The organism is Micromonospora sp. NPDC049559, from assembly GCF_040676675.1.
Classification (GTDB): Bacteria; Actinomycetota; Actinomycetes; order Mycobacteriales; family Micromonosporaceae; genus JBFAPK01.
In genome coordinates, this window is the sequence record NZ_JBFAPK010000007.1 from 19,620 (window position 1) to 38,303 (window position 18,684).

Genomic DNA, 18,684 nt, shown 5'->3' on the forward strand with positions numbered 1-18,684 from the left:
GGGGCCGGCCGGCGCGTGTGGGCGACGCCGCCGGCCCCGGGTCACTCCCACCGGTCAGGGGGCTTCCTCGAAGTCGCAGAACAGGGCGGTCGCGTCGTCGTACCGCTTGTGCCGCCGGCGGCCCGGTCCCCCGTCGCCCGCCTCGGCCACCCGTACCCGGCGGATCAACTCCGCCGGCCCGTCGCGGCCGAGCAGGTCCAGCAGCCCGCGCCAGTCGAAGAGCCCGAACTGATCCACCGCGCACGAGGCACCGTCGGTGAGCAGCGCCGCCCGGCGCACCCCGTCCGCGCCGCCCAGTGGCAGGCTGCCGGTGAGCGCGTGGAAGGCGGCGTCCGGGTTGGCCGCCGCCACCCAGTAGCCGTGGGTCTGGTTCATCTGCTGCCGTTGCAGCGTCACCGCCCGGCGGAACCGGATGGTCGGATCGGCGCCGGCCCCCGTACCGGCGACGGCGAGGGCGCTCTGGCGCAGCTCGGCCATCGCCGTCTCCAGCCGGTCGTCGGCGATCACCTCGACCCGGTCGCCCCGGTCCACCACCAGCGGACTGTCGCAGAGCACCAGGTAGTCGACGTGGTCGCCGTCGTGCCGCAGCAGGCAGACCGTCGACGAGGGGGTGCCGGGGTGGTCCAGGTCGCACCGGCCCTCGTGGTCGGCGCGTACCGCGAGGATCGCCGCCGCGAGGTTTCCGGCCAGCGCCGCGTACGGGCGCCGCGCGGCGGCCACCCCGATCCGGGCGGCGAGTTGACGGACGTACCAGGCCGGCCCGTGGACGCAACCGGTCTCGAAACCCTCCGGTACGGTCGCGCCGTCGAGCACCCCGACGAGCTGCCCGTACTGGAGGAGATGGTCCTCGTTCTCCAGCCGGTCCGGTGCCGGTTCGGAGGCCGCCCAGACCCGCATCAGCGGCCCGGCGCCCGCACCGGGCCCCCGGAAAGTCGACTGCGTCATGACTGCCTTCCGGTCGGCGGCTGGCTGCGGATCCTTTCTACAACGCCACCACCACCGACGTGAGCCAACTTCGCATCTTCCCGGTCGGACCCGGCGGGTCGCCCCCCGAATGCGACCGGGGGCGGGTCGGACCCCGCCGGCCGGCCGCGTCGGGCGGTACCGGCCCGGCCGTCACCGGCCCGGGTGTGATCCGGCCCGATCGCGGCAACCCCGAGCACAACGGTCGCTACCAGCGGTAACGTCAGGGCAGGTCGGGACAGAGGGGGCAGACCATGATGCTGAAGAAACTGCACGACTCGGGCGTGAAGGCCGAGTACATGTATATGGCCGGCTTCGCCAGCATCGGCCTCGCCTTTCTGAGCTGGATGCTCTCCAAGCAGATGGAGAACGCGGGGATCGACCGGGCGGACCGGTGGGGCATCTTCATCGGCGAGTGGGCGCCCACCTTCATCGCGCTCGGCAACGGGCTGCGCACGTACGAAAAGTAGCCGCCGGCCAGTCGGCGGCCGCGGACAGGCTCGACGGGCGTCGCGCGTGAGCGTAGGGCTCAGCGGCGGCGGCTGCGCGCCCGCGACGAGCGGAGCCGGCGCAACCGGGACACCAGCATCGGCTCGGCGGCCAGCGCGGCCGGGTTGTCCAGCAGCGCGTTGAGCAGCTGGTAGTAGCGCGTGGCGGAGAGGTCGAAGGTGTCCCGGATCGCCTGCTCCTTGGCGCCCGCGTGCTTCCACCAGCGCCGCTCGAAGGCCAGTATCTCCCGCTCCCGCTCGGTCAGCGCCGCCCCGCGCGGGGCCTCCCCCTTCGCCTCGTCGACCGCGTCCTCATCGGGGTCTTCCTCGTCGAGCGCGGTCTCGGCAGCCTCGGTGTCGGCGGGCAGCGCCTCGGTCCGAGGCGCGGGTATCAGCGCGGAGGGCGCCGGGTGGGGGTGGGGCCCGCCGTCCCCGGCGGATCCCGTCAGGCTTGATGTCTCCGCCGCGGACGGCGGGCCCCACGCCGGGTCGGCCGCCGCGGCCGACCCACCCTCCGCGTCGCGCCCGACGGCGGCGTCCGAGTCGACGTCCGAGTCGGGCTCCGCGCCGGCGTCGGGATGTACGCGCTGCCCCGGCGGGCGTCGCTCCGGACGAGCACCCGCGCGCGAGACGGCGGATCCGCTGCTGTCGATGTCGACGGAGCCGCCGCCCGGAGCGTCGGCGGGTGGCTTCATGGCGCTCCTCCGGGCATCGGTCGTGCGCTGGCAGCGGGTTCACCAGCCTATCCGGGCCAGGTCAAGACCGCATCCGCCCGGCGGGCGCGGAGCGGGACCGACCCGCGGACGCCGCGCCGGAGGCGGGGCCGCCGTGCCCGGCGGAGACATCACGCGTGACGGGATTCGCCGGGTACGGCGGCCCCCGCCCCACCGAAGAGCCCACCAGCCAAGCGGCCCCCGCCTCTCCGAAGAGCCCGCCGCCGAGCCGGGTCAGGTGATGTCCCGCCGGCGCATCGCCCACATGGCGGCCACGAGCACCAGCACGGTACCGGCCCCGAAGAGCAGCCCGGACTGCTGCCAGGTGACGATCAGCTCGTCGGGGCGGCACTCGCCCACCGAGAAGTTGCAGGACCGCCAGTCGGGCAGCGACAGCCGCTTCTGGAACCAGGCCAGCGCATAGGTCGAGAGCAGGTACCGTTCCCCGAACCGGACCCCGGCGACCTCCACGGCGATCCGCAGCCCCACCTCGCTGAGGGCGCCGACGCCGATCGCGGCACCGAGCGCCATCGCGGTGTGGCGGCCGAGCGAGGCGAGCCCGAAGGCCACGGCACCGACCGCGAGCACCAGGCCCAGTCCCCGGGCGCCGCTGAGCGCGAACGACGTCCAGACACCCGGGGTCAACCGGCCCGTGACGCCGTCGTACCGGCCGATGAGCCAGAACGCGAGGGTCCAGAGTGCGCCCAGCACCAGGCCGAGCCCGAGCAGCGTACCGAGGAGGACGCCCAGCTTGGTGAGGAGCACCGACAGCCGGCGCGGGCGCCAGAGCAGGAGGTTCATCATGCCGCCGGTGTGCCACTCGGCCCCGACGAAGGAGGCGCCGACGATGAACGCGACGAGCGCCAACAGGCCCGAGAAGATCGCGATGAAGACGTCGAACTGGCCGCGGAAGTCGAACTGGTACGGCAGGTACCACTCGGCGCGGAAGTTCTCCCGCGTCGGGCCGTTCTCGCGGTCGCAGTCCGGCGGGTACCGGTTGGTGATGTCCTCGCCGCGGGCCTTGGCCGCCTCGCACTCGCTCACCCACTGCTGGTGGTAGCGGAGCTGCTGCTGGAACTCCGTGTCGGCGCGGGCCTCGGCGGCGGCCAGCTGGGCCGGGCCGATGCGGTGGCTGGCGACGCTGAAGGTGACGGCGATGGCGGCGAGCCCCAGCACCAGCAGGACCAGCAGGAGGCGTACCAGCCGGCGCTTGAAGAGCCGGCGCAGCTCGGTCTTGACCAGGCTCACGATCCCCAACCTCCCCGGGTCTCCGGGGCCGCGCCCGGTTCCCCCACCACGACGGACTGGTCGACCTGCCGGTGCTGTCCCGGGACGGGGGCGGTGGCGGTCAGCTCCAGGAAGACGCTCTCCAGGTCCGCGGTGACCGGCGACAGCTCGGTGACGAAGAGGTCGTGGCCGGCGAGCGTACGGGTGATCAGCGCCGGCTTGGCGGCGTCGCGTACCAGCAGGTGGTCCGGGAGGGCGGTGACCCGGAGTCCGGCGCGGGTGAGCAGGTCGGCGGCGAGCGGCAGGTCCGTGACCGCCTCCAGGCGTACCCGCACGCCGCCGGCGGAGTGCTGGGCGAGCACCTCGTCCACCGGACCGGCGGCGACCCGGCGGCCCAGCGAGATGATGGTGACCGAGTCGCAGATGAGCTGGACCTCGCCCAGGATGTGGCTGGAGAGCACCACCGTCATGCCCGACGCGGCGAGGTCGCGCATGAGCGTACGCATCTCCCGGATGCCGCCCGGGTCGAGGCCGTTCGCGGGCTCGTCGAGGATGAGCAGCTTCGGCCGCTTCAGTACGGCGGACGCCACGGCGAGCCGCTGCTTCATGCCGAGCGAGTAGGTCTTCACCCGTTCGCCGGCCCGCTCGCGCAGGCCGACCAGCTCCAGCACCTCGGTGACGCGCCCCTGCGGTACGTCGCCCGCCCCGGCCAGCAGGGAGAGCGTGTCGCGGGCCGAGAAGTGCGGGAAGAACTGGGGACTCTCCACGATGGCGCCGACCTGGCCGGCCACTTCGGGCAGTGCGGCGGGCACCTCCCGGCCGAGCAGCGCCATCCGGCCGCCGTTCGGGCGGATCAGCCCGAGCAGGGTACGCAGGGTGGTCGTCTTGCCGGAGCCGTTCGGGCCGAGGAAGCCGTGCACCTGCCCCGCCTCGACGAGCATGTCGAAGCCGTCCAGGGCCTGCCGTACACCTCGACGCCGGCTGCGGTACGTCTTGCGTAAGCCCTCGATCTCCAGGATCGCCGCCAAGTTCGTCTCCCCCGCGCGTGCCGCCGCTGTGACTGCGGTCACCATACTCGGTATGCAGCCCGGGCGACGGCCCGGCACGGCGACGGCGACGGTCCCGACCGAGGAGCGGAGGGTCGACGGGTCAGGCGCAGACGACGTTGACGCCGGCCGCGCGGAACGCCTCGACGGTGGCGGCGTCGGCACCCGAGTCGGTGACCAGGGTCTCCACCCGCTCCACCGGGCAGATCCGGGCGAACGCGTGACCGCCCAGCTTGGACGAGTCGGCGATGATGACGACCCGCTTGGCCCGGGCCACCATGAGGTTGTTCATGGCGGCCTCACCCTCGTGGTGGGCGGCGGCGCCGAGCTGCGGGTCGATCGCGTCCACCCCGAGCAGCGCCACGTCGAGGGTGACCTCGCGCAGCAGCGCCCCGCCGAGCGGCCCGACCAGCTCGAACGACTGCGGCCGGACCACGCCGCCGGCGACCACGACCTTCATCCGGGAGCGGACCAGCAGCTCGTTGGCGATGTTCAGGGCGTTGGTCACCACGGTGAGCTGGGCGCCGTCGGCGTTGGTGTTGAGGTCCGGCCGGACGGCGAGCGCGCGGGCCACCTCGGTGGTGGTGGTACCGCCGTTGAGGCCGACCACCATGCCGGGCGCGACCAGCGCGGCGGCGGCCGAGCCGATGCGCTGCTTCTCGGCCGAGTGCTTGGCGGTCTTGTACCGCAGCGGCAGGTCGTACGAGACTCCGTTGGCGACCGCCCCACCCCGGGTACGCGTGATCATCTGCTGCTGGGCGAGCTGGTCGAAGTCGCGCCGGATCGTGGCCTGCGAGACGTCGAGCCGAGCGGCGGCGTCCTCCACGCTCACCCGGCCGCTCTCGGTGAGCAGTTCGAGCAGGGCGTTCCATCGGGCGTACCGGTCCACCGCTGCCCTCCTGCGCGTACCGTGATTGATTGCCTGCACAGTAATGCGCGAAACTATCCCCGCGCAAACCGTTGAGCTGCGCACTTTGGCCAAGTATTGCGACGCGTCGACAGTTTCGCGCAGAATGACGCGCAAAAGACCGCCGATCCGAGCCGTATCGCGCACCAACCGGTGTCGCGCAACATAGCCGTAACGTGCAGCAGAGCCACGCCGCGCGGTACGGCCGTACTCCGCAGTGGAGCCGCGCCGCGCCGGTTGTCCCACCTTCCGAGGAGTTCCGATGGCGTACGTCGACACGGAGATCGCCAGCCAGCCCGACTGCTGGCGCCGGGCCGCCGAACTCGTCGCCGGGCACGCCGCCGCGCTGCCGCGCGAGGGCGAGCGGGTCGCCGTGATCGGGTGCGGCACCTCCTGGTTCGTCGCCATGGCCTACGCCGGCCTGCGGGAACACGCCGGCCAGGGCGAGACCGACGCCTTCCAGGCCTCGGAGTTCCCGACCGGCCGGCGGTACGACCGGCTGCTCGCGGTCACCCGCTCCGGTACCACCAGCGAGGTGCTCGACGTGCTGCGCGCCGTACGCGGACGGATCCCCAGCACCATCGTGGTGGGTGATCCGGAGACGCCGGCCGTCGAGGCGGCCGACGAGGTGGTCGCCCTCCCCTTCGCCGACGAGCGGTCCGTGGTGCAGACCCGCTTCGCCACCAGCGCGCTCGCGCTGCTCCGGGGCCACCTCGGCGAGGACGTCCCGGCCCTCGCCGCCGACGCCGAGGTGGCGGTGCGCGCCCCGCTGCCGATCGAACCGGCCCGCGTCGAGCAGGTCACCTTCCTCGGGCGGGGCTGGACCGTCGGGCTGGCCCACGAGGCGGCGCTGAAGTGCCGCGAGGCCGCCGCCTTCTGGTCCGAGGCGTACCCGGCGATGGACTACCGGCACGGCCCGATCGCGATCGCCGGGCCCGGCCGGCTGGTCTGGGCGTTCGGGGAGGTGCCCGCCGGGCTGGCCGAGGAGGTCGCCGCCACCGGCGCCGCCTTCGCGCACAGCCGCAGCCACGGCTGCCACACCCCGCTCGACCGCTGGGCGCGCGGGCGTACGCCGCTCGACCCGATGGCCGACCTGATCCTGGCCCAGCGCTTCGCCGTCGCCCTCGCCACCACGCGCGGCCAGGACCCCGACGCGCCCCGGCACCTCACCCGCTCCGTGGTGCTCACGTGACCCCCACCGGAGACCCCGTCGCCGCCGGCGAGGTCGTGGTCGCGCTCGACGTCGGCGGTACCGGGATCAAGTGCGCCCTGGTCGCCCCGGACGGCACGGCACGGCACGTGGAGCGGCACCCGACCGGCGCGGCGCGCGGCCCCCGGGCTGTCGTCGAGACCATCCTGACCGTCGCCGAGGGGCTCGCGGGCAAGGCGCGCGCCGACGGGCTCACCCCGGTCGCGGTGGGCGTGGCCGTACCTGGCGTCATCGACGAGGCCGCCGGGATCGCCGCCTGGTCGGCCAACGTCGGCTTCCGCGACGTACCGCTGCGGGACCTGGTCACCGCGCGGCTCGGCCTGCCCGCGGCGCTCGGCCACGACGTACGCGCCGGCGGCGTCGCCGAGGCGCGGCTCGGCGCCGGCCGCGAGAGCCGGCACGTCCTCTTCGTCGCCATCGGTACCGGCATCGCCGCCGCGCACGTGGTCGACGGGGTGGCCGCCACGGGCGCGCACGGCGCCGCCGGCGAACTCGGTCACGTGGTGGTACGCCCCGGCGGCGCCCCCTGCGGCTGCGGCAGCGCCGGCTGCCTGGAGACGGTCGCGTCGGCCGCCGCGGTCGGGCGGCGCTACAGCGAGTTGGCCGGCGTACCGGCGACGGCCGCCGAGGTCGCGGCGCTGGCGCGGACCGGTGACGCCCTCGCCGGGCAGGTGTGGCGGGAGACGGTCGACGCGCTCGCCGACGGGCTGCTCACCGCGCAGTCGCTCTACGACGTCGAGCTGATCGTGCTCGGCGGCGGGCTGGCCGAGGCGGACGCCGCCCTGCTCGACCCGCTGCGGCCGGCGCTGCGCTCCCGGCTCACCTTCCGGCGCGAGCCGCGCCTGGTCCGCGCGGCGCTCGGCGACGAGGCCGGTTGCCTCGGTGCCGCGCTACTCGCCCTTGACCGGCTGGGACGGGTCCCCTAGCTAGGGTCGGCGCACCGTCTCGCCCGTCGAGACACGGCACCTACCGCGCCGGGCGCGTCCCGGTCCGGCACACACCGATACGGAGGATTTTTCGTGACGTTGCGGGTAACCGGCAGGGTGGTGACCCCGACCGGGGTCATCCGGCAGGGCTGCGTCGAGATCGACGGCGAGCGGATCACCGCCGTCGCCGAGTACCCGTCCATCCGGGACGGCAACTGGATCGTGCCGGGCTTCGTCGACATCCACACCCACGGCGGCGGCGGCCACACCTTCACCACGGGGGACGCCGACTCGGCCCGGGGCGCCGCCGAGTTCCACCTCGCCCACGGCACCACCACGCTGCTGGCGAGCCTGGTCAGCTCGCCGTACGAGCTGATGCGCGACGCGACGGCCGCGTACGCCCCGCTGGTCGAGCGGGGCCTGATCGCCGGGTTGCACTTCGAGGGGCCGTACCTGTCGACCCTGCGCTGCGGCGCACAGAACCCGGCGTACCTGCGGGATCCCTCCCTGGACGAGCTCTCCGGGCTGGTCGAGCAGGGCGCCGGCGCGATCCGGATGGTCACCATCGCCCCCGAGCGTGACGGCGCGCTCGCCGCGATCAAATACCTGACGTCGCAGGGGATCGTCGCGGCGGTCGGGCACACCGACGCCACGTACGACCAGACCCAGGCCGCCATCGCCGCGGGCGCGAGCGTCGGCACGCACGTCTTCAACGGCATGCGTACGCCGCACCACCGCGAGCCCGGGCCGGTCTTCGCGCTGCTCGGCGCCGCGAATGTGATCTGCGAGCTGGTCGCCGACGGCATCCACCTGCACGACGGGACCCTGGCGTTCGCCACCTCCGCCGCCGGGCCCGACCGGATCGCGTTGATCACCGACGCGATGGCCGCGGCCGGGATGCCGGACGGCGGCTACGAGCTGGGCGGGCAGGCGGTCACGGTGAGCGGCGGCGCGGCCCGGCTGACGACCGAGGACGGCTCGCCCGGCGCCATCGCCGGCAGCACGCTGACCATGGACGCGGCGCTGCGGCGGGCGGTCGGGGCGGGTATCTCCCTGCCGGACGCCTGCCGGATGCTCGCCACCACGCCCGCGCGCGCGATCGGTTTCGGCGACCGGGTCGGTTCGCTGACCGCCGGCTGGCGGGCGGACCTGGTGGAGCTGGACGATGAGCTGCGGGTGGTCCGGGTGATGCGGGCCGGCAACTGGGTTGAGTGACGCCGCCGCCACGCCGCCCTACACGTCGATCTTGGACTTGTGGTCGCGCTTATGCGCCCGTACGCGGCTTTTGCGACGGCCACAACTCCTTGATCGCCGAGCTTGGTGGCGGCGGGGCGAGCGCCCCGGGGCGGTCGAGCCCGTTCGGCAGGGCCGGCAGCGGGATCTCGTCCCAGGGGACCCGGGCGAGCAGCCGGTCCAGGAAGAGCCCGAGCAGCACCCCGGCGATCGAGTCCGTCAGCCAGTGGAAGTTCGTGTAGATCGTGGTGCAGAAGAGGATGGCCGGCGGCACGATCCGGATCGCCCGCGCCAGCGCGGGCGACGGCGCGGGGCGGCCCAGCGTACGCAGGAGGGCGACCAGGAGCAGCGCGATCACGCCGTACCAGACGATGCCGTTGGCCAGGTGGCCGGACGGGTAGGACATGTCGTATTCGAGCGGCTGGTCGTTGAAGATCTTCACGGCCTGCTCGGGCGGCAGCGCCGAGCTGGGCGCGTCGCGGTCGGTCCAGAGCTTGAACGGCCCGATCGTGAGGTAGGTCAGCACCTCGGCGGCCACCACCACCAGCAGCGGCCGGACCGACCGGACCCGTACCGCGACCGCGACCGCGAGCAGCACCGACAGGGGGGTGAGCAACCAACCGCCCTGGCCGAGCAGGTTCAGGGTGCGGGCGAGCCAGTCGGCGTACTCGGGGCGGTGTGTCTCGGACCACTCGCGTACCGCCAGGTCGAGGCCGAGCAGCTGGCCCTTGGCCAGGGCCAGGGTGATCCCGGCCAGGGCGGCGAGCAGCAGCAGGTCGAACCACCAGCCCGCCGGCCGGACCGGCCGCGGCCGCAGCCGTCGCCGTACCGTCTGGGTCGTCTCTCGCACGCGACCACGCTACCGGCTCCGAGCCGATGACCTCGGCCCACGCCGGGGCGGGACCACCGTCCGCCGGGTTCCGAGCGGCGCGGCCCGGCCGGCGGACATGTGTGCCGAACCACGCTGACGAGCACTCGACGGGCGGATTGGGCATGCTTGATACCCGTGCGGATCACTTCGGCCCTCGTGGACCCGGCGCTGCTCGACCTGCCCTGGTCGACCCCGCTGGAGGAGTGGCCTGCCGACCACCTGGTGGCGCTGCCGCAGGGTATTTCCCGGCACGTCGTCCGGTTCGTACGACTCGCCGGCACGGTCTACGCGGTCAAGGAGACCGGTGAGCGGGTCGCCGAACGGGAGTACGACCTGCTCCGCAGCCTCGAACGGATCGACTTCCCGGCGGTGGAGGCGGTGGCCATCGTCGCCGACCGGCAGACCGACGACGGGGAGCCGCTGGACCCGGTACTGATCACCCGGCACCTGCAGTTCTCCCTGCCGTACCGGGCGCTCTTCTCGCACACGCTGCGCCCCGAGACGATGACCCGGTTGCTCGACGCGCTCGCCGCGCTGATCGTACGGATGCACCTCACCGGCTTCTTCTGGGGTGACTGCTCGCTGTCGAACACGCTCTTCCGGCGCGACGCGGGCGCCTTCGCCGCGTACCTGGTCGACGCCGAGACCGGCGCCCTGCACAGTCGGCTCTCCAACGGCCAGCGCAGCGAGGACCTGGAGATCGCCCGGGTCAACATCTTCGGCGAGGCGCTGGACCTGCAGGCCGCGGGGCTGCTCCACGAGTCGATCGATCCCGAGGTGGTCTGCGAGGAGGTCGTCACCCGGTACGAGCGGCTCTGGCACGAGATCACCTACGAGCAGCAGATCCCCCGGGAGGCCCGGCACGACATCGAGGGGCGGATCCGCCGTCTCAACGAACTCGGCTTCGACGTGGCCGAGGTGGCGATGTCCATGGTGGACAACGGCGGCGGCTACCTGGTCCGCCCGAAGGTGGTCGACGCCGGTTACCACACCCGGCGCCTGCTGCGGCTGACCGGGCTGGACGCCGAGGAGAACCAGGCCCGGCGACTGCTCAACGACCTCGACACGTACCGGGCCGAGAGCGACCTCACCGACGAACAGCAGGCCGCCCACCGCTGGCTCACCGAGGTCTTCGAGCCCGTGGTCCGGGCGGTACCGGCGCACCTGCGCAAGAAGCTGGAGCCGGCGGAGCTCTTCGTGCAGATCATCGAGCACCGGTGGCGGCTGTCGGAGCAGGCCGGCCGGGACGTCGGGCTCGCCCCGGCGGTGCAGTCCTTCCTCGCCGACGTGCTGGTGCACCGCCCCGACGAGCAGGCCGTACTCGGCGTCGAGGTCCCCACCGGCTGAGCCCGTACTTTCGGTGATCTCGACCGGGCCGGACTCGGCAACGGGTGGTCGCCACCAGGGCGCGCCCTGACGGCGCGTCCTGATGGCGGTCGGGTCTGGCGGGGGCGGGGTTGGTACCCGGTGTCGCCACCCGCCGCAGGTCCCGGCCCGTTACTTCGGGTCGTTCACCTTGAGCGGGTCTCCGGTGGCGGAGACGAAGACGACCAGGAGCCTGGCCGGCTCGGTCCGGCTGGCGTTCTCGGTGAGGACGTGGTGGGCGCCCGGCTGCTCGACCCAGTTCTCGCCCTGGTGGAAGCTGGTCACGGGCTTGTCGTCGAGCTTGCTGCGCACGGTGCCTTCGAGGACGTATGCGTAGAGGAACGCCTGGCCGTGGGTGTGCGGCGCCGCGCTCGCGCCGGGCGGAAGTTCGACGATCGCCGAGGTGAACGTCTTGCCCGCCACGTTCGGAAGGGCCTGCTGGACGAGCGGTTTGAGGGATTCGGTGGGGGCCGTCGATGCCGCGGCAGTGGTCGGCGCCTGGGCGTGGGCGGGCCGGTCGGAGGTCGAGCAGGCCGTGGCCGAGGCCAGCGTGGCGACGGTCAGGAGGCCGGCGGCGATCCGCGTTCCGATCACGATGGGTCTCCTGCCTCAGTCTCCGGTGACGCGGATGATCGTCTTGCCGGGGGTGCGCTCGCCGGGGGCGAACGCGGCGGGCGCCTCGGCGAGCGGCCGCACCGCACCGACGACCGGCGTGAGCCGGCCGTCCCTCAGCCGCGTGGCGAGGTCGACGAGGCGGGCGCGGTCGGGTTCGACGACGAAGAAGACCGCCCGCCCGTCCTTCGGCTTGACCCTGGGCGGCATGACGACGCTGACGAGTGTGCCGCCGGCCCGGACCAGTGCGGCCGAGCGGTCGAGGATGTCGCCGCCGATCACGTCGAGCACGACGTCGACCTCGCCGGCGTCCTCGATCTTCTCGGTCCGCAGGTCGATGAAGGTGTCGACGCCGAGGGCGAGCGCCCGGTCCCGGCCGGAGGCCCGGCCGGTGCCGATGACGCGGGCGCCGGCCTCGTGGGCCAACTGCACCGCGATCGAGCCGACGGCGCCCGCGGCACCGTGGATCAGGACGGTCTGGCCCGTGGTGAGGCGGCCGTGGTCGAAAAGCCCCTGCCAGGCGGTCAGCCCGGAGATGGGCAGCGCGGCGGCCACGGTGTGGTCGATGTCCGCGGGCAGCGGGGCGAGGTTGCGGGCCTCCACCGCGGCGTACTCGGCGAGCGTGCCGTTGCGGGTCCAGTCGGCCAGGCCGAACACCCGCTGGCCGACGCTCGGACCGGCGGTGCCGGGCCCCAGCTCCACGACGACACCGGACAGCTCGTGCCCGGGCACGCTCGGCGTCCGGTCGCGGCCCGCCCGATCGGTCCAGGTGGAGGGCCAGTCCAGCTCGCCGGGGGTGAATCCCGCGGCGTGTACCCGCACGATGACGTCGCCCGGGGCCGCGTGGGGGTAGGGCATGTCGGTCAGGGAGATCCCGGCGGGACCGGCGTCACGGTCCCGCACAGTGATGGCTTGCATACAGATCCTTACTGGGAGGGGCGACTCGATCGCACGGCCCGCTCACGCGCGGGGCGCACCGCGGCCGCGGGTCCGGACCTGCCGTTCCCGCACGGATCGGTCCGACCCGCTCGTGCGTGTTCCTCCGTCGCCCGTTTTGCGTTCTCACCAGGGAGACGAGGTGACCCCTCCGGGTGTGACAGCTCGGACGCGCACCAGTTTGTCGGGGTTGACGACCCTGCGGTACGCGGTGATCAGGCCGTCCGTGATCTGGACCGTGTCGACGGAGTAGACCCGGCCCTCCCGGTGGAACACGAGGGCGAGTTCGCCGCCGACCTCGACGAACCCGACGCGATCCAGCCGCCACTGGCGCCCCACGCGCAGCATGACCTCGGCGATGCGCGCGCCGCCGTGGATGAACTTGCGTGCCGCCGAGACCTCGCCGCCGCCGTCGGTGACGTAGACGGCGCCCGGGTGCAGGAGCCGGACCAGGCCGGCCAGGTCCCCGGCCTCGTAGGCGGCGCGGAAGATCGTGAGGACGCGTTCGCGCTCCGCCTTCGACGCCGACGGCGTGGACCGCTTCGCTCCGGCCACCCGCCGTCGGGCCCGGGAGGCGAGCTGCCGGGCACTCGGCACGGAGACGTCCAGCACCTCGGCGATCCGGCCGAACTCCAGACCGAAGACGTCGTGCAGGACGAAGGCCACCCGCTCCGGCGGGCTCAGCTCTTCCATGACCAACAGCATCGCCGAAGTGACGGACTCGTCGACGAGTACCGGCTGCGACGCGTCCGGCCCGGTCAGCAGCGGCTCCGGCAGCCACGGCCCGACATAGGTCTCCCGGCGGAAACGGGCGCTCTTGAGCAGGTCGTACGACAGTCGCGCGGCCACCGTCACCAGCCAGGCCCGCAGGTCGACGATCTCCCGCAGGTCCGCCCTGGCCGCCCGCAGCCACGTCTCCTGGGTCACGTCCTCGGCATCGGTCACGCTGCCCAGCAGCCGGTAGGCCGCACCGAAGACCGCGGGCCGGTGGTTCTCCCACTCGGCTCCGAGCGGGTCGTCCCGCTCGGACCGCCGGGGCCCGTGCCCGTCACCCATGCAGATCGCAACCTCCTCCGGCTTGCGGATCCAGCGTAGCCAGTACCCCAGCCGTAGCTGTTTCCGCTGGTAGCGGCCGGCGGCGGGCCACCCTTGGCACAGCAGCGCCGACGCGGTCGCCGGCGTGATCCGCGACACCTTCCCGGCCGGTCGCCGGGCGAACGGCCGCTGGGGCACGATCAGCCGTTTCGGCGAGTCGAGGGGCCCGTGACCCGGCCGCAGCGCGGGAACTACCCGAGGTACGGCACGTCGCGCCGCTCGGCGTGATGGCGCAGGCGCACGGTGGTCACGGTCTGCCACACCTGTTCAAACTGATCAGCGTAGGCGGCGAGGACACCGTGCGGCGAGAGTTCCCGCAGGTGCAGAGCCGGACTGGGATCATCCGGCCGGTGGCGGCGGCTCGGTCGGTACGTCCGGGTCCGGTACGGCCACCGGGGTGCTCGCCTGCTTGAGCAGCCAACTGAGCCCGGCCCGGCGTACCACCACGGTCAGCCGGTCGCCCACCTGCACCCGGTCCTCCGGTGACGGGGACCAGTCGGTGCGGCTCTGGCCGGCGGGCACGCGCGCGAGCACCCGTACCCCCTGGGGCTGGCTCACGACGCGCAGTTCGCTGCCGATGATCGGCGCGTCGGGCGCCACCTGGACCTCCGCGACCAGCAGCACGTGCCGGTCGATCGGGATGGTCGCGATCACCGCGCGGTCGACGAGCGCGGCGGCGAAGGAGGGCGCGGCCAGGTACGACACGCTGCGGGAGATGTTGATGTTGAACGCCTTCTGGATCCGGCTGGCGAAGTCGCCGTCGAAGAGCCGGAGCACGACCCGCAGCCCGCCGCCGTGCGCGGCCCGCCCGTTCAGCGCCGCCTGGAGGTTGCTGACGTCGTCGGTCGAGACGATCACCAGCGCCTGGGAGGTGCCGATCGACGCGGCCTGGAGGGTCTCCTCCAGGGCGGCGTCTCCGACGATCAGCGGGATGTTGAGCCGGCGGGCGATGGCGGCGCCCCGCGCGTCGGGGTGCTTGTCGATGGCGACCACCTCGACGCCGAGGTCGTGCAGCTGCGCCATCACCCGGGTACCGACGTTGCCCAGCCCGACCACCACGACGTGCCCGCTGCGCCGGCTCTGGAGCCGGCCGGCGTTCAGGGCCAGTCGGGCGTTGACCATGCCGTCCACCACGGCCGCGGTGATCAGCGGGATCAGGGCCAGCCCGGCGAGGTTGAGCACGACCTGCATGACCTCCTCGGCCGTACCCTTGCCGGGGTCCGCGTCGGCGCCGCTGATCGTGGTGACGAGCGCGACGTAGAGCGCCTCCCCGATGCTGATGTCCTGCGCCCGGGAGAGCAGCGCGCCGAAGACCACGACGACGCCGATGACCACCATCGTCGCGATACCGATCTTGCGGGTGGCGAACGAGCGGAGCGCGCGCAGCATCCCGAGGTACGGGCGGCGCCGCCGCTTGCGCGCCAGCTTCCGCGCGATCGCCTCCGGCCCGATCGGCTGGCCCGTCGCCTCGGCCAGCACCAGATCGGCGTCGGCCTGGTCGGCCGGCAGGATCCGTACGTTGTTGCGGTCCCGGGTGTCGGCCAGCCCGCAGACCAGCCGCTCCGGCGCCACCTGCGAGCGCCGCGCGACGTACAGCGTCCGGCCGCCGTGCCGGAAGTGGGTGGGCGCGACCTCGCCGAGCGCGGCGGCGACGAAGGCGGGCGCGGCCATCGACGCGTCCGAGAGTACGGCGCAGTCCGGGAAGAGCTGGCGGACGCCGTTCGCCAGGCTGGTGTTGAACATCCGCATCACCACGCGCAGGTGCGGCTCGACCTCCTGGGCGCAGAGCGCGGCGTGCAGGTTCCCCACGTCGTCCTGGTGCAGCAGCGCGAGCCCGCTGGCGCCCGTCAGGCCGGCCGCCCGGAACGTCTCCTCGTCGAGCCGCTCGGCCCGTACCACCCGGATTCCCCGCAGCTTGCGGATGTCCGGCCCGTCCGAGCGGGGCCGCGGTGGCACGACGACGGTGACCCGTACCGATCCGGCCTGGACCTCGTTGCTGAGCAACGCCGTGACGACGTGCAGGGCCAGCGCGTCCTGCCCACAGACCACGTAGTGCGGCCGGGGATCGCCGACCGCCCACAGGCCGTCGCGGAGCCTCGTCTCGACCGCGCGCCGCGCCCGGTTGCGCCAGGGGTCCGTCATGCCCGGGATCGTAGTTCCGGCAATCTTGTCCCCGCAGCCCGCGAAGATCACCGACTAGGTCCGGCGCCCGCACCCGGGGTCGGGGCCGGAGTCGGGGCCGGGGCAGGAGTCGGGGCCGGGGCCGGGGTCAGGGCCCGGGTCGGCGTCGCGCGGGCATGGGTCGGTCCGGGCGGGGTAGCACGGGGTATGCAGACGTTCCTGCCGTACCCGGACTTTCTCGGCACCGCCCGCGTGCTGGACCAGCGGCGGCTCGGCAAGCAGCGGGTCGAGGCGCTCCAGGTGCTCCGCGGGCTGACCTGGCCACGGTACGGCTGGCGGCACCATCCGGCGGTGAAGATGTGGGCCGGCTACGAGGAGGCGCTGGTCCGGTACGGGCTGGACATCTGCTCGGTGTGGATCGAGACCGGCCGGGCAGACACCTGTGCCCTGACCATGACCGTGGACCTCGCCAACGCCTGCGGCATCGAGCGGGCCCGCACCCAGGAGGAGCTGGCGGAGGCGGGCCAGCTGCCGCCCTGGCTGGGCCGGGAGGATCTGCACCTGAGCCACCGGTCGGCCCTGCTGCGCAAGGATCCCGCACACTATCGGCCGATCTTCGGCGATCTGCCGGTCGACCTGCCGTACGTCTGGCCACCGTCGGACCGGAATCCGACCTGCCGGCCGCTCCTGGCCGAGCCGGAGTGATCGGCCGGGCCGGGGCCGCAACGGCAGCCGGGCCCCGACCAGCGGTCGGGGCCCGGCGGGACGAGCCAGGAGCGTGACTGCTCAGCGATCCGGTCGCCGTCGGCTCAGAGGCCCAGCGTCCAGCCGTTCAGCTGGCCGCTGTCCAGGCGCGAGGCGTCCTGGACCCGGAGCCGCCAGGTGCCGTCGGCCACCTCGCCCGAGAGGTTCACGGTGAACGTCTCGTCGATGTTGTCGGCCGAGCCGCCGTCCCGGTTCTGCAGCACGTAGACCGTGCCGTCGGGCGCGATCAGGCTGACCACCAGGTCGCCCTTGTACGTGTGCTGCACGTGCACCTCGACGGTGCTGTTCGTACGCGGGGCGCGCGCGCAGCCGGAGATGGTGACCGAACTCTCCGCCGTGGTCAGGTCCGGGATCGCGACCGGGGTGCTGTTGTTCAGCGTGCAGTTGCTCGGGTCGGCGACCTTCAGCAGGAAGGTGGCGATCCGGGTCGCCACGCTGCCGACGCCCGTGACCGTGACGGTGTGCTCGCCCACCGCGGCGTTCGGCGCCGCCGTGAAGGTCAGCGTCGACGACCCGCCCGAGCTGATCGAGCTGGGGCTGAAGCTGGCCGTGACCCCGCTGGGCAGGCCCGCGACGCTCAGGTTCACCGGCTGCGGCTCCCCCGAGAGGTTGGTGGTGCCGACCGCGACCGAGAGCGTGCCACCCCAGTTGACCTGGCCGGTGGTCGGCGTGACGGTCATCTTGAAGTCCTGCGGCGGCGGGGCGATGCTGCCCGTGTAGAGCAGCCGGTTCGGCGAGCCGACGCCCGCGTCGGGCAGCTTGTTCGGGGTCGCGTCGCCGAAGAGCTTGTCCCGCACCTGGGCCGGGGTGAAGGTCGGGTTCGACGCGAGCACCAGCGCCGCCGCGCCGACCACGTGCGGGGTCGCCATCGAGGTACCGCTGATGACGGCCGTGGCCGCGTCCGAGGTGTTGTAGCTGGACGTGATGCCGGTACCCGGGGCGAAGAGGTCCAGGCACGAGCCGATGTTGGAGTAGTCGGCCCGGGTGTCGTTGCTGTTGGACGCCCCGACGGTGATGGCCGCGGCGGTGCTGGCCGGCGAGAGGTTGCAGGCGTCGCGGCCGTAGTCGTTGCCGGCCGCGAGACCGTAGACCACGCCGTCGGCGATGGAGGCGGCCACCGCGTCGTTCAGCGCCTGCGACCGCGGGCCGGAGAGGCTCATGTTCGCCACCGCCAGCTCGCCCGGGTCGTGGTCGCGGGTGACCCAGTCGACACCCGAGATGATCTGGCCGTACGTGCCGGAGCCGCCGTTGTCGAGGACCCGTACGCCGACCAGGGTGACGTTCTTGGCCACGCCGTACGTCCGGCCGCCGATGGTGCCGGCCACGTGGGTGCCGTGACCGTTGCCGTCGTCCGCGGTGCCGCCGTCGATCGCGTCGTAACCGGAGACCGCGCGCCCGCCGCCGAACTCGCTGTGCGAGAAGCGGATGCCCGTGTCCAGCACGTACGCCCGCACGCCGCTGCCCTCGTTCGGGTAGGTGTACGAGTTGTTCAGCGGGAGGTTGCGCTGGTCGATCCGGTCCAGGCCCCAGGAGGGGGTCGGCGACTGGGTGCCGGCGATGCTGACCGTGTGGTTCTGCTCGACGTACTTGACGGCCGGGTCGGCCGCGAGCTGCCGGGCCGACTTCTCCGACATCCGCGCCTCGAAGCCGCGCAACGCGTCCGAGTAGGTCTGTCCCGCCTTCCCGCCGTGACGTTCGGCCAGGTCACGGGCGAGGGTGGGGACGCGGCTCCGCGACACCGCGGTGTCCTTGAAGACCACGATGTACGAGCCGGCGACGGCGGTGGCGCCGCCCGCCCGGAGGATCTGTCCCTCGGCCGGCATGGCGTGGGCCGGCGTGCCGAACCCGACCGCGGCGACGGTCGCCGCCGCCGCGACGCCGAGACGCCAGGGGCGTACGGCGGACGGTACGAATGTCATACCCCGTGCTTCCTTTCGGTACCTGCTCGGGCGTGCCCGCGGTGCGGGCGCGATGCCGCCCGGCGCGACCGAAAACCGAGGTGCCGGTCGGTCGAACCGGGCGGTGGAGACCTGGAGGTTTTCCCACCGATGTCGACTGCCGCGCCACCCGATTTCCGGCAGGTCCCTCCCGGCGGAATGGCATAGCGGCTCAGGAGTGTATCGAACAATGGAGCGGCCACAGTTCCCCCGTGAGTCGGTGATTGGTGGCCACCTCGCCGGTCCGCACGGGACGAATAGCGAGCGCG

Annotated in this window: 17 protein-coding genes; 6 read left to right on the forward strand and 11 right to left on the reverse strand. The window is 73.3% G+C overall.

All coding sequences use genetic code 11. From position 1 onward, the window contains the following. Positions 1–54 precede the first annotated feature (54 nt). The gene (locus AB0J86_RS11080; RefSeq protein ID WP_363855842.1) at positions 55–945 is read right to left on the reverse strand and encodes a hypothetical protein; all 891 of its coding nucleotides are present in this window, start codon (positions 943–945) and stop codon (positions 55–57) included. 275 nt (positions 946–1,220) lie between these two features. Here AB0J86_RS11080 and AB0J86_RS11085 point away from each other — a divergent pair, with 275 nt between their 5' ends. Beyond that, positions 1,221–1,433 carry a hypothetical protein gene (locus AB0J86_RS11085; protein ID WP_363856152.1) on the forward strand — a complete coding sequence of 71 codons (213 nt, stop codon included), beginning with the start codon at positions 1,221–1,223 and terminating at the stop codon, positions 1,431–1,433. Positions 1,434–1,492: 59 nt separating this feature from the next. On the opposite strand, the gene AB0J86_RS11090 is transcribed toward AB0J86_RS11085, so the two are convergent. From AB0J86_RS11090 to AB0J86_RS11105, 4 genes are all read right to left on the reverse strand, one after another. Continuing rightward, positions 1,493–1,900, reverse strand: coding sequence for a DUF3263 domain-containing protein (locus AB0J86_RS11090; protein WP_363856154.1), 408 nt, complete (start codon positions 1,898–1,900; stop codon positions 1,493–1,495). 498 nt (positions 1,901–2,398) lie between these two features. Continuing rightward, the gene (locus AB0J86_RS11095; RefSeq protein ID WP_363855843.1) at positions 2,399–3,412 is read right to left on the reverse strand and encodes an ABC transporter permease subunit; all 1,014 of its coding nucleotides are present in this window, start codon (positions 3,410–3,412) and stop codon (positions 2,399–2,401) included. Beyond that, a complete protein-coding gene (locus AB0J86_RS11100) occupies positions 3,409–4,419 on the reverse strand; it encodes an ATP-binding cassette domain-containing protein (protein ID WP_363855845.1) in 1,011 nt (336 codons plus the stop codon). Before AB0J86_RS11100 ends, AB0J86_RS11095 begins: the two co-directional genes overlap by 4 nt. A gap of 121 nt (positions 4,420–4,540) precedes the next feature. Beyond that, a complete protein-coding gene (locus tag AB0J86_RS11105) occupies positions 4,541–5,326 on the reverse strand; it encodes a DeoR/GlpR family DNA-binding transcription regulator (protein ID WP_363855847.1) in 786 nt (261 codons plus the stop codon). A gap of 280 nt (positions 5,327–5,606) precedes the next feature. Between AB0J86_RS11105 and AB0J86_RS11110 the strand changes: the two genes are divergently transcribed. The 3 genes from AB0J86_RS11110 (at position 5,607) to nagA (ending at position 8,695) form a co-directional block, all read left to right on the forward strand. Next, positions 5,607–6,536 (forward strand): sugar isomerase, encoded by a 930-nt coding sequence (locus AB0J86_RS11110; RefSeq protein WP_363855849.1) that lies wholly within the window; start codon positions 5,607–5,609, stop codon positions 6,534–6,536. Beyond that, the gene (locus AB0J86_RS11115; protein ID WP_363855851.1) at positions 6,533–7,480 is read left to right on the forward strand and encodes an ROK family protein; all 948 of its coding nucleotides are present in this window, start codon (positions 6,533–6,535) and stop codon (positions 7,478–7,480) included. The genes AB0J86_RS11110 and AB0J86_RS11115 overlap by 4 nt, the downstream gene beginning before the upstream one ends. A gap of 93 nt (positions 7,481–7,573) precedes the next feature. Next, positions 7,574–8,695, forward strand: a complete 1,122-nt coding sequence (gene nagA / locus AB0J86_RS11120) for an N-acetylglucosamine-6-phosphate deacetylase (RefSeq protein WP_363855852.1) — start codon at positions 7,574–7,576, stop codon at positions 8,693–8,695. Positions 8,696–8,744: 49 nt separating this feature from the next. Here the strand turns inward: nagA and AB0J86_RS11125 are convergent, their stop codons facing one another. Beyond that, the gene (locus AB0J86_RS11125; RefSeq protein WP_363855854.1) at positions 8,745–9,563 is read right to left on the reverse strand and encodes a phosphatase PAP2 family protein; all 819 of its coding nucleotides are present in this window, start codon (positions 9,561–9,563) and stop codon (positions 8,745–8,747) included. Between the two features lie 156 nt (positions 9,564–9,719). Here AB0J86_RS11125 and AB0J86_RS11130 point away from each other — a divergent pair, with 156 nt between their 5' ends. Then, a complete protein-coding gene (locus AB0J86_RS11130) occupies positions 9,720–10,931 on the forward strand; it encodes a DUF4032 domain-containing protein (RefSeq protein ID WP_363855856.1) in 1,212 nt (403 codons plus the stop codon). Between the two features lie 150 nt (positions 10,932–11,081). Here the strand turns inward: AB0J86_RS11130 and AB0J86_RS11135 are convergent, their stop codons facing one another. The 4 genes from AB0J86_RS11135 to AB0J86_RS11150 all read right to left on the reverse strand — a co-directional run bounded on the left by AB0J86_RS11135 (position 11,082) and on the right by AB0J86_RS11150 (position 15,734). After that, positions 11,082–11,543 (reverse strand): cupin domain-containing protein, encoded by a 462-nt coding sequence (locus AB0J86_RS11135; RefSeq protein ID WP_363855858.1) that lies wholly within the window; start codon positions 11,541–11,543, stop codon positions 11,082–11,084. A gap of 15 nt (positions 11,544–11,558) precedes the next feature. Beyond that, positions 11,559–12,479, reverse strand: coding sequence for an NADP-dependent oxidoreductase (locus AB0J86_RS11140; RefSeq protein WP_363855860.1), 921 nt, complete (start codon positions 12,477–12,479; stop codon positions 11,559–11,561). A 144-nt stretch (positions 12,480–12,623) separates the two neighbouring features. Next, complete coding sequence (gene sigJ, locus AB0J86_RS11145; protein WP_363855861.1) at positions 12,624–13,730, reverse strand: RNA polymerase sigma factor SigJ; 1,107 nt, start codon at positions 13,728–13,730, stop codon at positions 12,624–12,626. 201 nt (positions 13,731–13,931) lie between these two features. Further along, positions 13,932–15,734 (reverse strand): NAD-binding protein, encoded by a 1,803-nt coding sequence (locus AB0J86_RS11150; protein ID WP_363855863.1) that lies wholly within the window; start codon positions 15,732–15,734, stop codon positions 13,932–13,934. A gap of 186 nt (positions 15,735–15,920) precedes the next feature. Here AB0J86_RS11150 and AB0J86_RS11155 point away from each other — a divergent pair, with 186 nt between their 5' ends. Then, positions 15,921–16,418 (forward strand): MSMEG_6728 family protein, encoded by a 498-nt coding sequence (locus AB0J86_RS11155; RefSeq protein WP_363855865.1) that lies wholly within the window; start codon positions 15,921–15,923, stop codon positions 16,416–16,418. 104 nt (positions 16,419–16,522) lie between these two features. On the opposite strand, the gene AB0J86_RS11160 is transcribed toward AB0J86_RS11155, so the two are convergent. Continuing rightward, on the reverse strand, positions 16,523–18,397 hold the full coding sequence (locus tag AB0J86_RS11160; RefSeq protein WP_363855867.1) for a S8 family peptidase: 1,875 nt from the start codon (positions 18,395–18,397) through the stop codon (positions 16,523–16,525). Positions 18,398–18,684 lie beyond the last annotated feature (287 nt).

What these genes read in the sequence shown, in the direction of transcription:
- AB0J86_RS11140 (WP_363855860.1), bottom strand. Translation starts at nt 12,479, where the DNA reads ATGCAAGCCATCACTGTGCGGGACCGTGACGCCGGTCCCGCCGGGATC.
- AB0J86_RS11160 (WP_363855867.1), bottom strand. Translation starts at nt 18,397, where the DNA reads ATGACATTCGTACCGTCCGCCGTACGCCCCTGGCGTCTCGGCGTCGCG.
- AB0J86_RS11155 (WP_363855865.1), top strand. Translation starts at nt 15,921, where the DNA reads ATGCAGACGTTCCTGCCGTACCCGGACTTTCTCGGCACCGCCCGCGTG.
- AB0J86_RS11150 (WP_363855863.1), bottom strand. Translation starts at nt 15,734, where the DNA reads ATGACGGACCCCTGGCGCAACCGGGCGCGGCGCGCGGTCGAGACGAGG.
- AB0J86_RS11085 (WP_363856152.1), top strand. Translation starts at nt 1,221, where the DNA reads ATGCTGAAGAAACTGCACGACTCGGGCGTGAAGGCCGAGTACATGTAT.
- AB0J86_RS11080 (WP_363855842.1), bottom strand. Translation starts at nt 945, where the DNA reads ATGACGCAGTCGACTTTCCGGGGGCCCGGTGCGGGCGCCGGGCCGCTG.
- AB0J86_RS11110 (WP_363855849.1), top strand. Translation starts at nt 5,607, where the DNA reads ATGGCGTACGTCGACACGGAGATCGCCAGCCAGCCCGACTGCTGGCGC.